This is a genomic window from Bacteroides fluxus YIT 12057 (assembly GCF_000195635.1).
Lineage (GTDB): Bacteria > Bacteroidota > Bacteroidia > Bacteroidales > Bacteroidaceae > Bacteroides > Bacteroides fluxus.
The window spans coordinates 1-13,587 of record NZ_GL882654.1 but is presented as its reverse complement, the minus strand read 5'-3'; the positions used below and the strand labels follow the sequence as shown (position 1 = coordinate 13,587).

Here is a 13,587-nt window from a genome sequence, read left to right as displayed (position 1 = left end):
TTTACAGTACCGACGTCAGTCGTATCGGTACGGCAGCCACGAAATTCTTAACAGATAAAGACATAACCCCTCACGGTCTTGTCATGGCACTCACCAATGCTTCGGACGGTTGCCGGTGGGGAGAAGTCCGTAAAGATGAAAACAGCGGCGGCGCTGATGGAGAACCTTTCAAAGCGAACACCGACAAAGTATATAAGATGTATAAGAATGTGGACGGTTACGGTGAAACGCATTGGATAATCGACACCTACGGAAACGATGGTACTGCTTTGCCGGATACCTATACCGCCTTTTACCATGCCAGCCGTTACGGTACGGCAGAGAGCAGCACCGGGAAATACGCCGCTCCCGAGAAAACCACCGGTTGGTTTATTCCCAGTATGGGTCAGTGGTGGGATATTCTGTCCAACTTGGGTAAGATAGACTTGACCAATTATCGGGATGATACAGGTAGTTATAAATATATATCCGGTGCCGCCCCAATAGCCGTGGCTAACATGAATAGGTATTTGGAGAAAATCAGCGGTGCAACGCCATTCAGTACAGGTACAGGCACTTGGTTTTGGTCGAGTTCGGAGTACAATCACCTCAACGCCTGCGGCGTGTACTTCGACAGCCGTGACGGCCTGCACTTGGAGTACAACACTAAGCGCAGCAGCAGCAGCCTTAGGGTGCGGTGTTCCTTTGCTTTCTGATCTTATTTATCTATTACGGCGTAGCCGTTAATTTATCTATTTAAACGAATAACCCGCTTCGCGGGTCGAAACATATTTTTTATGGCATTATCCGAAGATTTACCTCTTTATCGTGACACCTTGCGGTTGTTGAACCTGCTGATTCCTTTATCGCAAGGTTTTCCCCGGTTCTATAAGTATAGTCTGGGGACAAGGATGGTGGATGTGTGTCTGGATATGTCGATTATTGCAAAAGATAAAGGCAAGAACAGTTTTTGTGGCGTGAATCCGGTCGGTCAAGGCTTACCGAAGAGAACCGGTTTATTCCGCAAAAAAACATTCCCGCAAATTTCCGTAGCCCATAGATTTTCCGTAACTTTACACTCTCGAAAAGTATAAATGAATTCAACGATATGGAAAACAGAAGTTTAGTCACCATTGCCGAACACAGTAAGGAAAAAATCCTCTATATGCTCGAAATGGCGAAAGAGTTTGAAGCGCATCCCAATCGGCACTTATTGGACGGGAAAGTAGTCGCCACCTTATTTTTCGAGCCTTCTACCCGCACCCGCCTCAGTTTTGAAACAGCAGCCAACCGCCTCGGAGCACGTGTCATAGGCTTCAGCGATCCCAAGGCGACCAGTTCTTCCAAAGGCGAAACACTGAAAGACACCATCAAGATGGTGAGCAACTACGCCGACATCATCGTGATGCGCCACCACCTCGAAGGGGCGGCACGCTATGCCAGTGAAGTGACTTCCATTCCCATCGTCAACGCCGGGGACGGAGCCAACCAGCACCCTTCGCAGACCATGCTCGACCTCTACTCCATCTACAAGACGCAAGGCACACTGGAAAATCTGAATATCTTCCTGGTAGGCGACCTCAAATACGGCCGTACCGTCCACTCCCTGCTGATGGCCATGCGCCACTTCAACCCCACTTTCCACTTCATCGCCCCGGACGAGCTGCGGATGCCCGAAGAATACAAAATCTACTGCCGCGAGCACAACATCAAGTATGTGGAGCATACGGACTTTACGGAAGAAATCATTGCCGATGCCGACATCCTCTACATGACCCGCGTGCAACGCGAACGTTTTACCGACCTCATGGAGTACGAACGGGTGAAGAATGTCTATATCTTGCGCCACAAGATGCTGGAACACACCCGTCCCAACCTGCGCATCCTGCATCCCCTGCCCCGTGTCAACGAAATAGCCTATGATGTGGACGACAGCCCGAAAGCCTATTATTTCCAGCAGGCACAGAACGGTTTATATGCCCGTGAGGCTATCCTCTGCGACGTATTGGGCATCACACTGGAGGAAGTGAGAAAATATATCGTAAATTGTTAAATCGGAAATAAGAAGATGTTGAACGAAAAGAAACAAGAATTGCAAGTAGCCGCCCTGGAAAACGGAACGGTCATTGACCATATACCTTCTGAAAAGCTGTTCACCGTTGTCTCCCTGCTTGGCCTGGAGCACATGAACAACAACATCACCATCGGTTTCAACCTGAAAAGTAAAAAGTTAGGTACCAAAGGCATTATCAAGATCGCCGACAAGTTTTTCTGTGACGAGGAAATCAACCGGATCGCCGTAGTGGCCCCCAACGTAAAGCTGAACATTATCCGTGATTATGAAGTGGTAGAAAAACGTGAAGTCTGCCTTCCGGACGAACTGCGCGGCATCGTAAAATGCGCCAATCCCAAATGCATCACAAACAACGAGCCGATGCCTACGCTGTTCCATGTGGTAGATAAAGGGAACTGCGTCATTAAATGCCATTACTGCGAAAAGGAACAGACCCGCGAGAATATTGAAATCATCTGATATCCCATGAAAGAAGACTGGAAACCCGGAACCATGATTTATCCGCTGCCGGCTGTTTTGGTCAGCTGCGGAAGCACTCCGGAAGAATACAACATATTGACAGTGGCATGGACGGGCACAATCTGTACAAACCCGCCCATGTGCTACATCTCCGTACGTCCCGAACGCCACTCCTACGATATCATCAAGCGGAATATGGAGTTTGTCATCAACCTTACCACGGAAGATATGGCAAAGGCTACAGACTGGTGTGGCGTACGTTCCGGCAAAGACCACAACAAGTTTGAGGAAATGCATCTCACTCCCGGCAAAAGTACCGTTGTCAGCGCACCCGTCATCGAAGAATCTCCCCTGTGCATCGAATGCCGGGTAAAGGAAATCGTCACCCTCGGATCACATGACATGTTCATTGCCGACGTAGTCAATGTCCGTGCCGATACGGAGAACCTGAATCCGGAGACAGGCAAACTGGAACTGGCCGAAACCAACCCGCTGGTATATGTACATGGAGGATATTACGGATTAGGCGAGAAAATCGGCAAATTCGGTTGGTCCGTCGAAAAGAAAAAGAACAATAAGTAAAAAAACGGTAGGACGACAAGATGATGGGATTAAGACGAATCTTCAGTGGTTTATGCTTGCTGGCGTTCCCTGCCATGATGTGGGGACAGGCTCCCGCCGTGCCCGGAACAACCGATGAAGAACACTTAAAATCCCACCATGACCGTCCTGTAAACTTTGGTGTCAAAGGGGGATTCACCTCTTCCTTGTTCCTCGTCTCCAACTTCAGCGTCAACGGGGTTGCCATCGATGAAGTGCAGAACAATTACAAAATCGGTTATTTCGGCTCCCTTTTCATACGGATCAATTTTGACCGGCATTTCCTGCAGCCGGAGATTTCCTACAACGTCAACCGGTGCAACATCACTTTCGAAAAGCCCCTGCCCGAAGGCGCTCCTGCCGGAACGGTCCCCGCAGAGGCCTCCATCACTTCCTCCATCCACAGCATCGACATCCCCGTCATCTACGGATACAATTTCATCAAGGAAGGCCCGTATAGCCTTGCCGCCTTCGGCGGTCCGAAAATACGCTATATCTGGGACAAGAAAAGTGAAGTCACCTTCGAGCGCTTCGACCAACTCAACATCAGGGAGGAACTGCGTCCGCTGAACCTCAGCTTCACTGTAGGCATAGCCGTGACCATTTCACGCATCTTCTTCGATTTCAGGTATGACATCGGGCTGCACAACATTTCCAAACGGGTAACTTATGAAGCCCCCGCAAACAACCCGGCGGATGGCAGCGGCTCCAACAATGAAATCCGTTTCCACCGCCGCGACAATGTTCTCAGTTTTTCCTTGGGAGTGTTCTTTTGACAGTAAATTTCTTCCTTTTCTTTCAATTTATTCATTTATTTCCTGTAAATTTGCGTAGTTAACAAGATATACATAGAGATTTATCAAACTTATCTAATAAGCAAGAATGAAAAGAGACGACTTAATTTTCGAGATCATCGAAAAAGAACATCAACGCCAGCTCAAAGGCATTGAATTGATTGCATCAGAGAACTTTGTAAGTGACCAAGTCATGCAGGCAATGGGTTCCTGCCTCACCAACAAATACGCTGAAGGCTACCCCGGCAAGCGTTATTACGGTGGTTGCGAAGTAGTGGACCAGAGCGAACAAATCGCCATTGACCGCCTGAAACAAATCTTCGGTGCCGAATGGGCCAATGTACAACCGCACTCCGGTGCGCAAGCCAATGCAGCCGTATTCCTGGCAGTCCTGAATCCGGGTGACAAATTCATGGGACTGAACCTTGCACACGGCGGACACCTCTCCCACGGTTCTTTGGTGAACACTTCCGGCATCATCTACACTCCCTGCGAATACAATCTGAATAAAGAAACGGGCCGTGTGGATTATGACCAGATGGAAGAAGTCGCCTTGCGCGAGAAGCCGAAAATGATTATCGGCGGCGGTTCTGCTTATTCCCGCGAATGGGACTACAAACGCATGCGTGAAATTGCAGACAAGGTAGGCGCCATCCTGCTGATTGACATGGCGCACCCTGCCGGACTGATTGCGGCGGGAGAACTGGATAATCCTGTAAAGTATGCTCATATCGTGACTTCCACCACCCACAAGACTCTTCGCGGTCCCCGCGGCGGTGTCATCATGATGGGTAAGGACTTCCCCAACCCGTGGGGCAAGAAAACTCCGAAAGGTGAAATCAAGATGATGTCCCAATTGCTCGACTCTGCCGTATTCCCCGGTATCCAGGGCGGCCCGCTGGAACACGTCATCGCCGCCAAGGCTGTAGCTTTCGGTGAAATCCTGCAACCGGAATGGAAAGAGTATGCCAAGCAAGTGAAAAAGAATGCCGCCGTCCTGGCACAAGCCTTGATAGACCGCGGTTTCACCATTGTATCGGGCGGTACGGACAACCACTCCATGCTGGTTGACCTGCGCAGCAAGTATCCCGACCTGACAGGTAAGGTAGCCGAGAAAGCACTGGTATCCGCCGACATCACCGTAAACAAGAACATGGTTCCGTTTGACAGCCGTTCCGCATTCCAGACTTCCGGCATACGTCTGGGTACTCCCGCCATTACAACCCGTGGCGCGAAAGAAGACTTGATGCTGGAAATCGCTGAAATGATTGAAACCGTACTCTCTAACGTTGACAACGAACAAGTGATTGCGGAAGTCCGCGCACGCGTAAACAAGACAATGGAAAAATACCCGTTGTTCGCATACTAGGAAGCGTGCCCTTAACAGTTATAAAACAGCCCCGCAACCTGTATAATCAAGAGGTTGCGGGGCTGAATCTTATTCTTTCGTCCATTTCAGGGCACCGGACTATGAAAGTCCTTCAATCTCCCCTCCGACTATATCAATGCGTTCCGCTTGCGGAGATTTGGGCAAACCGGGCATACGGAGTATCTCACCGGCAATGGCCACTATCATTTCAGCACCGTTATTGATGACGATGTCTTTTATGTGGAACTCGAAATTGTTGACTGCACCGTATAGCTTAGGATCGGCAGAAAACGAATATTGGGTCTTGGCAATGCAGACAGGATAATGGGCTATGCCCATTTCTTCTATCCGCTTTATCATCTTGCGTGAGGCGCTGCTGTAAGTCACCACACTTGCCCCATACAGATTACATGCCACTTTTTCAATCTTCCGTTGTACGGAATCATTTTCCTCATAAGTGTATCGCAACGGAGCGGACGGCTCTTTTTCTATGGTCTCTACCACAAGGCCCGCCAAGTCAACGGCGCCTTCCCCACCCTCTGCAAAGGCATTGTTGATAGCAAAGCCCACTTCCAGTTCTTCCTCGCAATGACGGCGGATGGCATCGACTTCTTCATCGGTGTCACCGGCAAAGCGGTTGAACGCAACCACCACGGTCTGCCCGAAGGAACGGAGGTTACGGACATGCTTGTCAAGATTGCCGAAGCCTTCACGCAAACCTTCCATATTCGGTTCCTTGATACGCTCCAGGCTGACTCCTCCATGCATTTTCAGCCCTTGTGCGGTGGCTACAATAACTGTCAATTTAGGGCTCAACCCACTCTTGCGGCATTTGATATTATAAAATTTCTCTGCCCCCAAGTCTGCACCGAATCCGGCTTCCGTGATTACGTAGTCTCCGAAAGTCATCGCCATCTTGGTGGCAAGAATCGAATTACAACCGTGCGCGATATTGGCGAATGGGCCACCATGAACAAAAGCGGCGGTTCCTTCGGTAGTCTGTACCAGATTGGGGTGGATAGCGTCCTTCAATAACACGGTGACGGCTCCGGCAACGCCCAAGTCCTTCACCGTAAACGGTTTGCCATCGTAAGTAAAGCCCAGAATGATGTTCTCGACGCGCCGGCGCAGGTCATCGGTATCTTTTGCAAGGCAGAGGATCGCCATGATTTCCGATGCCGGAGTAATGTCAAATCCGGACTCCTGGGTAATGCCGTTGGTGCGGGGGCCCAAACCTGTCACTACGCTGCGCAGCGAACGGTCGTTCACGTCGAGCACGCGTCTCCAGATAATCTCTTTCAGTCCGAAACCTTCCGCCTGGTGCTGGTAGATATAATTATCCAGCAAAGCAGATATCATGTTATGCGCGGAAGTGATGGCATGGAAATCTCCGGTGAAATGGAGGTTGATTTTTTCCATAGGAAGCACTTGGGCGTATCCACCGCCCGCCGCGCCGCCTTTCATGCCAAAGCAGGGACCGAGTGAAGGTTCACGCAAAGCAACGATGGCTTTCTTTCCGATCTTGTTCAATCCCAATGCCAGACCGATGGATACCGTAGTCTTGCCGATACCTGCTTTCGTTGCCGTAATGGCGGTCACCAATATAAGGTTGCTGCGCTTTACCTTTTCCTCGTCAATCAGTTGCTCGGGAATCTTGGCAATGTAACGTCCGTAGTTCTCCACTTCTTCGCGCGGAATGCCTACACTTTCGGCAACTTGCTTTATTTTCTTCAGCTCTATGCTGCGGGCTATTTCAATGTCCGATTTCATAATAGGGTCTTTTAATTTACTAAACAACTTTACCTTTTTAAAAGTTGCAAAAGTACAAAAAACTCCAGACCACCGGAAACATCTTGATGCATTTTATTCCAATGTCAAAGCGATATGATTGTTTTGGGGGTTATAAGGATATCCACAAATCTATATGATTCTCATGAGATAAGCAAACAAAGCCCCCGGTTAATTATTTAAATCGTGACGTATCCACTGCTTCCCGTTCTTTTTCTTTATAACCTCCGAATTTATAAGTAAACGACACGCCGAACTCCCGGAAACAGGAGTAATGGTTCGTCACGTTCTGCGTCTTAAAGCGAATGCGGGGATTAATCTGCCCCGTCTCGAAAATATCGTTGCAATAAAGATTGAGAACAGCCTTACTCTTGGCAAACCCATAACGCAAGGAGATATCTACATTACCCGAAGTAGGCAGGTCATAGATACCCTGAATACCTTTATTGTGTACAAATCCAGCGACGGTCAGCTTCAAGTCGGGTTTGGAGGAGAGTGTAAAGGTATGGGTCATCCGGGCAACGCCATAGCACTGCTTGCGATTGAAAGGAACATCCCAAAAGTGACTGTTCTTCTCGTGCTGCCATACACCGATAAGAGTGAGACGTGAGCTCAGCCAGTTCTTTACCTTGAATGGGACAGATACCTGAATGCCTGCCTGCTGATGGTAATCAAAATTCATCTCCTTGTAGATTTCCACCAGACGTTGGGAAGATTGGTAGAGGAGCTGTGTGGAATAGTCTTTCGTATGCGCAAACCAAACGCCGAAAATGTATTTTCCTTTCAGTATGTAAGTCATTCTTGCTCCATACTCTTGGGCAGGCTTCAGTAACGGGTTGCCATGCAACTCCGAATACCCGCCGCCAAGGTAAGAGACGGCATCCTGTGTTGCCCAATAAGCAGGATACTCCTTTTCGCTGCTCAACGAAAACTGAAGGATATGTCCCGGTGCGGGCATATAGTTCAAGTTTAAAACGGGATACCAGTCCCATCGGTTCCAGACGGGGGTCTTGTAATGCTTTGCAGCCAAGGAAGCGTCTATGGTCAGCTTGTCACCGAAACTCTTGTTGAATCCGATATAAACATTCCAGGTCTGCTCGTGTCGGCGCGAATGCATATCATCGGGCAACTGACTCTCCTCCCCGTCTGCGGATTCAGCCCGTGCTCCGTTCTCCATCCCCGACTCTTCATCAAAATAATATTGGTAGCTATTATCGACGCCGGTAACGTAGGTGACTCCATAATTCATGTCCCAACCTTTTCCCAAGCTATGTTCCTGGGCCAGAAAGAACTTCCATCGGTTGATACGCTGGCAATCTTCGGTATAGAAGCTTAGTTTTCCATCCAGCATACGGCTATGCAGCAACTGGTTGGACGGGGAACGGTAGTAAGTCAGTTCGGCACCGGCGGACAAGCCAAAGGGAGTAAGATAGTCTAAACGGCCATTGTGCAACCAGGTACTGCTGTTGCCGCGAGTGGCAGATACCTGTGTGCCCATGATCTCCATGTGATTGTGGACAGTGGAATAAGCACCGTTATACACCAAACTCAACCGATGGTCTTTACCAATGTTATAGTCTGTCCCCCAACGGAAATTATGGGTATGACTGCGGCTATGGTTTACCTCATTTGTAGCAATGGGGTGAACCGAGCCATCAGCCAGAGTGTGTACAGCCTCTTTTCCGGTAGTGGAATAACTCCGGCCATGGCTGTGCGAGTAAAGAAAATCTGTTGAGAATTTATTTTTATTATAGAGCAGGCTGGCACGCTCTTCAAAACCTTCGTTGTGTTTCTGCCGATACTTGCCGTAAAGTTCGCCTTGCCAGGAACCGGAGCCACCCGCTGACTGTTTTAAGATGATATTGATAAGTGCGCCGCGTACTTGATAGCGTGCAGGAGCATTGTACATCACCTCCGCTTTCTCTATACGGCCAGCGGGAATACTCCGCAACAAGGCATAGAGCTGCCCGGTGCTGAGAGTGGTTACTTTACCGTCCAAAATAACGGTGACTCCCTGACCTGCCAGTTGCAGCCCGCCATTCATCTCTATAACACCGGGAAGTTCTTTCACCGCATCGTAAGCATTATCTACGGGAAGACTTTGAATGAGACGCGGCAAATCGTACACCAGTTTGCCTTGGGCAGCCTTCACAATGGGGCGTTCACCTGTAATCATCACCTCCGGAAGAGCCTGATAAATGCTGTCCAGGCAGGCATCGGGCGTGATAAGGCTATCGGTGCTGAGAATGCGGTTGCCGTCGGAATCGGCGGTAACCGCACCACCGTTGTTCTCTTGTGCCGAAAGACTGATACTCAGAGTACAGCACGCAATGGATAACAGATAAATTCGTTTCATGTCAATCTTTTATTTATGGTTATATTCTTCTGTCAATCTTCGCCTGCAAAGTACGGCAGAATCAACATAAACTTGTGTTATCAGCCACTTACCAAGTGTTATCCAATGTTATCGGGAATGTTATTTAGTCTTATCGCATCATACGGTTCACAATATAAATCTTACCTTTGTATGTATAAAAGCAACTGGAAACAACCATGAAACTGCCCCTCAAATATATCGCCATACTTGTCATCGCCTCCCTGACAGGTATCTTTGTTTATCAAGCCTACTGGCTGACAGACCTCTACCACACCATGTACGGACAGATGGAGCGAAGCATTTCCGAAGCCATGCGTATAAGCGACTACAACGAGATGATGGTACGCGTAAACAAACTGAAAAACGACACCGTCAAGGAAGGGACAGTCAGCGTATCAACAGGCTACGAGAATGACAAGCCTTATGTCCGCAGCCATGCAAACATAACCTATACCGACACCACACAAATATCCGGAACAGAAGACTTGGGCAATACCGTCACAGAAGCAACAGAAGATACCATCTCCGAAGACGAGGCTCCCAACTCCGAAAATTCAATGATGCATGTCAACGAAGGAGTCAATGTCATCCTCAGCAAGCAGAACGACATGCAGAAACTGACAAACTACTTTCAGCGGGGGCTGCACTCCGGACTGGATATCATCTCCGACCCAGATCTCGCCATCTACGACAGCCTGCTCATCAGCCTGCTGCGCGAGCAGGGACTTGACGTGCCCTACCGGCTGGAATACCTCTACACCGGAGGCGGCAAAGACCGTGCCCTGCCCTTCACCGATACCCTTTCCGTGAGAGGGACCGAAGGTTATACTCCCAGTGTCCGCGCCGTGCAGTATGATTATGCCTTCAACCTGCACAACAGCCAACATTACCGCCTAACGATAGAGCCCATTGACATGATTGTCCTGCGACAAATGTCGGGCATCCTCATCACCTCATTCATCATCCTGGTTATCCTTTCTTTTGCTTTCTGGTTCCTTATCCATACCATTCTGAAGCAGAAGACACTGGAAGAGATGAAAAGTGATTTCACCAACAACATCACCCACGAACTGAAAACACCTATTGCCGTTGCATACGCCGCCAACGACGCCCTGCTGAACTTCAGCCAAGCAGAAGAAAAGGCGCAGCGTGACAAATATCTGAACATCTGCCAGGAACAGCTACAACGGCTCAGCGGACTGGTGGAACAGATTCTTTCCATGAGCATGGAACGGCGCAAAACACTCTGCCTGTATCCGGAAGAACTTCACATACAGGAAATACTGGAACCGCTCATCGAACAGCATAAGCTGAAGGCCGACAAGCCGGTACGCATTTCCGTTGACATCAATCCCGACGGCATGACCGTCCTTGCGGACCGTACGCATTTCAGCAACATACTGAGTAATCTGATAGACAATGCCATCAAGTACTCGCACGAGAAAGCGGAAATAGACATACATTGCCGTACTGTCCGCACCGGGACAAACGAACAGGCCGAAATCTCCGTCACCGACCAGGGTATCGGCATTGCCCTTGAAAAGCAGAGACACATCTTCGACAAGTTCTACCGTGTACCTACGGGCAACCTGCACGACGTGAAAGGCTACGGACTGGGATTGTTCTACGTCAAGACCATGACAGAGCGACATGGAGGCAGCGTATCGGTGAAAAGTGAAACAGGAAAAGGAAGCACATTTACAATAAAAATATAGTATGGACAATATCAACGTACTTTTGGTGGAGGATGAACAGACCCTCTCCATGATAATCAAAGATACACTGGAAGGACAAAATTTTACGATACATACCGCATCGGACGGTGAAGAAGGGCTTCGCAGTTTTTTCGACCTCCGTCCCGACGTATTAGTGACCGATGTGATGATGCCCCGCATGGACGGCTTTGAGATGGTACGCCGTATCCGGCAAACGGATAAACGTACCCCGGTATTGTTTCTTACGGCACGCTCTGCCACCCATGATGTGGTGGAAGGGTTTGAACTCGGCGCCAATGACTACCTGAAGAAACCGTTCGGCATGCAGGAACTTATCATCCGCATCAAAGCATTGGCGGGCAGAGCTTTCTCCTTTGCCGAAGAGAAGCTACAGGAAATCTCCCGTTTCGAAATAGGAGACTACCGCTTCAATGCCGTAACCCAACGCCTCATGTACGTAAAAGCCGACGCCTCTCCACACAGCCGCACGGAAGTGGAGCTCTCCCACCGCGAGTCCGAAATACTGAAACGGCTGTGCGAGAACCGGAATCAGGTTGTCAACACCCAGAACGTGCTGCTCGACCTTTGGGGAGACGACAGTTTCTTTAACTCACGCAGCCTGCATGTATTCATTACCAAACTGCGTCACAAATTGTCATCGGACGAACGGATCCGCATTGTCAATGTACGCGGAATAGGATACAAACTGATAGTGAACTAAACTTTAAAATATGAACAAAGATATGAAACGAATCTTTTTCTGCATCATCACTTCATTTACAGGTATTCTGGCTGCCAGTGCGCAAAATGAAATCCCAGCCGATACCCTGAAAGCCACACCTCAAAGGGTGGCTTCCGAAGGAATAATCCTGCCGGAAGGACAGCCCCTGCCGGATGATGTGAAAAGCTACGACGGCTTTCTGCTGGACATGAAATCGCTGAACATAGCTCCGCCCAAATTGCCAAAGTTTACATTGGAGATACCCGATGCCAGCAAAGACTATAGCCGCATCTTCCGGTTGAATCCGGACGTCACCTATTCGCAAGGACTTTCGGATCTATTCTCTCCGGGCAATTCCAGCTATTTCGGTTCCAATCCTTTCGGACTGACAGGCTTCTGGAACTCTACCGACAATCTCCAGATGGGAAGTTTCAAGCTAAAGAACGGCATGCGCATCAATACATACGGAGAGTATGATAAAGACGGATGGAAAGTGCCCAATCCTTCCGCCCTGCCATGGGAGAAGAATAATTTCAAAGGTGCTTTCGAGATGAAGTCGGCAAACGGTTCATTTGGGATACGCATCGAAGTACAACAAGGGAGAAATGCCCCATATTAAATTAAGGGAATCATCCCAAAGTAAGACAAAAAGCACGGTTATGAGAAAAAAAGTATTGATTATAGGCGCCAATGGCTTCACCGGAAGACGGGTTCTCGATGATTTGTCCCGGAATATAGCTTACCGGGTCACCGGTTGTTCCCTGCACGACGATATTTGCCCCGGTTCCGGGGATTACCATTTTGTACGCACGGACATCTGTGACAACAATGCGCTGGAAAAACTGTTTGAAGCAGTGCGGCCCGATGTCGTAGTCAATACTTCCGCCCTCTCCGTCCCGGACTACTGTGAAACCCACCACGAAGAAGCGGACGCAATCAACATCACGGCCGTATCACGTTTGGCAGAATATTGCCGGATGCATGACAGCCGTTTCATCCATCTTTCCACCGATTTCGTATTCAGTGGAAACACTGACCGGTTATATACGGAAGAAGATACTCCCGGCCCCGTCAACTACTATGGCCACACCAAATTGGAAGGCGAGAAACGCATAACTGCCATTTGTGAGAATTATGCCATTGTACGTGTAGTGGTAGTATATGGTGCCGCCCTTCCGGGACAACATGGAAATATACTTCAACTGGTAGCCGACAGGCTGAGAAACAATGAAGAAATCTTCGTCGTATCCGACCAATGGCGTACACCGACCTATGTAGGAGATATATCACAAGGTGTGGAGAAACTGATAAACCGCCCGCGAAACGGCATCTACCACATTTGCGGAAGCGATTGCCTGACCATTGCCGACATGGCCCGCCGCGTAGCGGATCTGCTGGGACTGGACCGCTCACTCATCCGACCCGTCACCACGAAGGAAATGAACGAAAAAACACCCCGCCCCCGTTTCAGCGGACTGAGCATTGAAAAGGCATGCCGGGAGTTAGGGTATCAGCCGCACACGCTGGAAGAAGGAATGAAAATAATGTTCGGAGTTTAAACGATTTTCACGTCTCACATGATATTAATGCCATGAAGCACAACAAGTTAATATAATGTAATACAATAAATTAATATCCTGTCTGCACGATATTAACTTCCTGCAGACAGGATATTAATTCTGATTATCCGTTTATGCACCTGTTATATTCG

Annotated in this window: 13 protein-coding genes; 11 read left to right on the top strand and 2 right to left on the bottom strand. The window is 49.0% G+C overall.

Annotation, left to right across the window (positions count from 1 at the left end):
• From HMPREF9446_RS11655 to glyA, 7 genes are all read left to right on the top strand, one after another.
• A partial coding sequence (locus HMPREF9446_RS11655; RefSeq protein WP_009125870.1) for a fibrobacter succinogenes major paralogous domain-containing protein occupies positions 1–695 on the top strand: 695 nt, incomplete at its 5' end.
• 81 nt (positions 696–776) lie between these two features.
• Positions 777–1,073, top strand: a complete 297-nt coding sequence (locus tag HMPREF9446_RS19170) for a four helix bundle protein (protein ID WP_009125869.1) — start codon at positions 777–779, stop codon at positions 1,071–1,073.
• A gap of 14 nt (positions 1,074–1,087) precedes the next feature.
• Positions 1,088–2,032, top strand: coding sequence for an aspartate carbamoyltransferase (gene pyrB / locus HMPREF9446_RS11645; RefSeq protein ID WP_009125868.1), 945 nt, complete (start codon positions 1,088–1,090; stop codon positions 2,030–2,032).
• Positions 2,033–2,050: 18 nt separating this feature from the next.
• Complete coding sequence (pyrI, locus tag HMPREF9446_RS11640) at positions 2,051–2,512, top strand: aspartate carbamoyltransferase regulatory subunit (RefSeq protein WP_039969282.1); 462 nt, start codon at positions 2,051–2,053, stop codon at positions 2,510–2,512.
• A gap of 6 nt (positions 2,513–2,518) precedes the next feature.
• Positions 2,519–3,094 carry a flavin reductase family protein gene (locus HMPREF9446_RS11635; RefSeq protein ID WP_009125866.1) on the top strand — a complete coding sequence of 192 codons (576 nt, stop codon included), beginning with the start codon at positions 2,519–2,521 and terminating at the stop codon, positions 3,092–3,094.
• A gap of 23 nt (positions 3,095–3,117) precedes the next feature.
• Positions 3,118–3,888 carry a porin family protein gene (locus HMPREF9446_RS11630; RefSeq protein WP_009125865.1) on the top strand — a complete coding sequence of 257 codons (771 nt, stop codon included), beginning with the start codon at positions 3,118–3,120 and terminating at the stop codon, positions 3,886–3,888.
• Between the two features lie 106 nt (positions 3,889–3,994).
• Positions 3,995–5,275: a serine hydroxymethyltransferase gene (glyA, locus tag HMPREF9446_RS11625; protein WP_009125864.1), complete on the top strand. Its 1,281-nt coding sequence runs from the start codon at positions 3,995–3,997 to the stop codon at positions 5,273–5,275.
• A 99-nt stretch (positions 5,276–5,374) separates the two neighbouring features.
• Here the strand turns inward: glyA and HMPREF9446_RS11620 are convergent, their stop codons facing one another.
• Together HMPREF9446_RS11620 and HMPREF9446_RS11615 are read right to left on the bottom strand one after the other, a co-directional pair.
• The gene (locus HMPREF9446_RS11620; protein ID WP_009125863.1) at positions 5,375–7,045 is read right to left on the bottom strand and encodes a formate--tetrahydrofolate ligase; all 1,671 of its coding nucleotides are present in this window, start codon (positions 7,043–7,045) and stop codon (positions 5,375–5,377) included.
• Between the two features lie 193 nt (positions 7,046–7,238).
• Positions 7,239–9,419, bottom strand: coding sequence for an outer membrane beta-barrel protein (locus HMPREF9446_RS11615; RefSeq protein WP_009125862.1), 2,181 nt, complete (start codon positions 9,417–9,419; stop codon positions 7,239–7,241).
• Positions 9,420–9,616: 197 nt separating this feature from the next.
• Between HMPREF9446_RS11615 and HMPREF9446_RS11610 the strand changes: the two genes are divergently transcribed.
• From HMPREF9446_RS11610 to HMPREF9446_RS11595, 4 genes are read left to right on the top strand one after another with little or no spacing between them, the layout of a single operon-like run.
• Positions 9,617–11,155 (top strand): sensor histidine kinase, encoded by a 1,539-nt coding sequence (locus HMPREF9446_RS11610; RefSeq protein WP_009125861.1) that lies wholly within the window; start codon positions 9,617–9,619, stop codon positions 11,153–11,155.
• A gap of 1 nt (position 11,156) precedes the next feature.
• Positions 11,157–11,876 (top strand): response regulator transcription factor, encoded by a 720-nt coding sequence (locus HMPREF9446_RS11605; protein WP_009125860.1) that lies wholly within the window; start codon positions 11,157–11,159, stop codon positions 11,874–11,876.
• 22 nt (positions 11,877–11,898) lie between these two features.
• Entirely contained in the window at positions 11,899–12,495 is a 597-nt protein-coding gene (locus HMPREF9446_RS11600) for a hypothetical protein (RefSeq protein ID WP_039969281.1), read from the top strand.
• Between the two features lie 40 nt (positions 12,496–12,535).
• A complete protein-coding gene (locus tag HMPREF9446_RS11595) occupies positions 12,536–13,435 on the top strand; it encodes an SDR family oxidoreductase (protein ID WP_039969276.1) in 900 nt (299 codons plus the stop codon).
• Positions 13,436–13,587: the final 152 nt, after the last annotated feature.

Coding starts and splice junctions, on each gene's coding strand:
- HMPREF9446_RS19170 (WP_009125869.1), top strand. CDS start 777: ATGGCATTATCCGAAGATTTACCTCTTTATCGTGACACCTTGCGGTTG.
- pyrB (WP_009125868.1), top strand. CDS start 1,088: ATGGAAAACAGAAGTTTAGTCACCATTGCCGAACACAGTAAGGAAAAA.
- HMPREF9446_RS11635 (WP_009125866.1), top strand. CDS start 2,519: ATGAAAGAAGACTGGAAACCCGGAACCATGATTTATCCGCTGCCGGCT.
- HMPREF9446_RS11630 (WP_009125865.1), top strand. CDS start 3,118: ATGGGATTAAGACGAATCTTCAGTGGTTTATGCTTGCTGGCGTTCCCT.
- glyA (WP_009125864.1), top strand. CDS start 3,995: ATGAAAAGAGACGACTTAATTTTCGAGATCATCGAAAAAGAACATCAA.
- HMPREF9446_RS11620 (WP_009125863.1), bottom strand. CDS start 7,045: ATGAAATCGGACATTGAAATAGCCCGCAGCATAGAGCTGAAGAAAATA.
- HMPREF9446_RS11615 (WP_009125862.1), bottom strand. CDS start 9,419: ATGAAACGAATTTATCTGTTATCCATTGCGTGCTGTACTCTGAGTATC.
- HMPREF9446_RS11610 (WP_009125861.1), top strand. CDS start 9,617: ATGAAACTGCCCCTCAAATATATCGCCATACTTGTCATCGCCTCCCTG.
- HMPREF9446_RS11605 (WP_009125860.1), top strand. CDS start 11,157: ATGGACAATATCAACGTACTTTTGGTGGAGGATGAACAGACCCTCTCC.
- HMPREF9446_RS11600 (WP_039969281.1), top strand. CDS start 11,899: ATGAAACGAATCTTTTTCTGCATCATCACTTCATTTACAGGTATTCTG.
- HMPREF9446_RS11595 (WP_039969276.1), top strand. CDS start 12,536: ATGAGAAAAAAAGTATTGATTATAGGCGCCAATGGCTTCACCGGAAGA.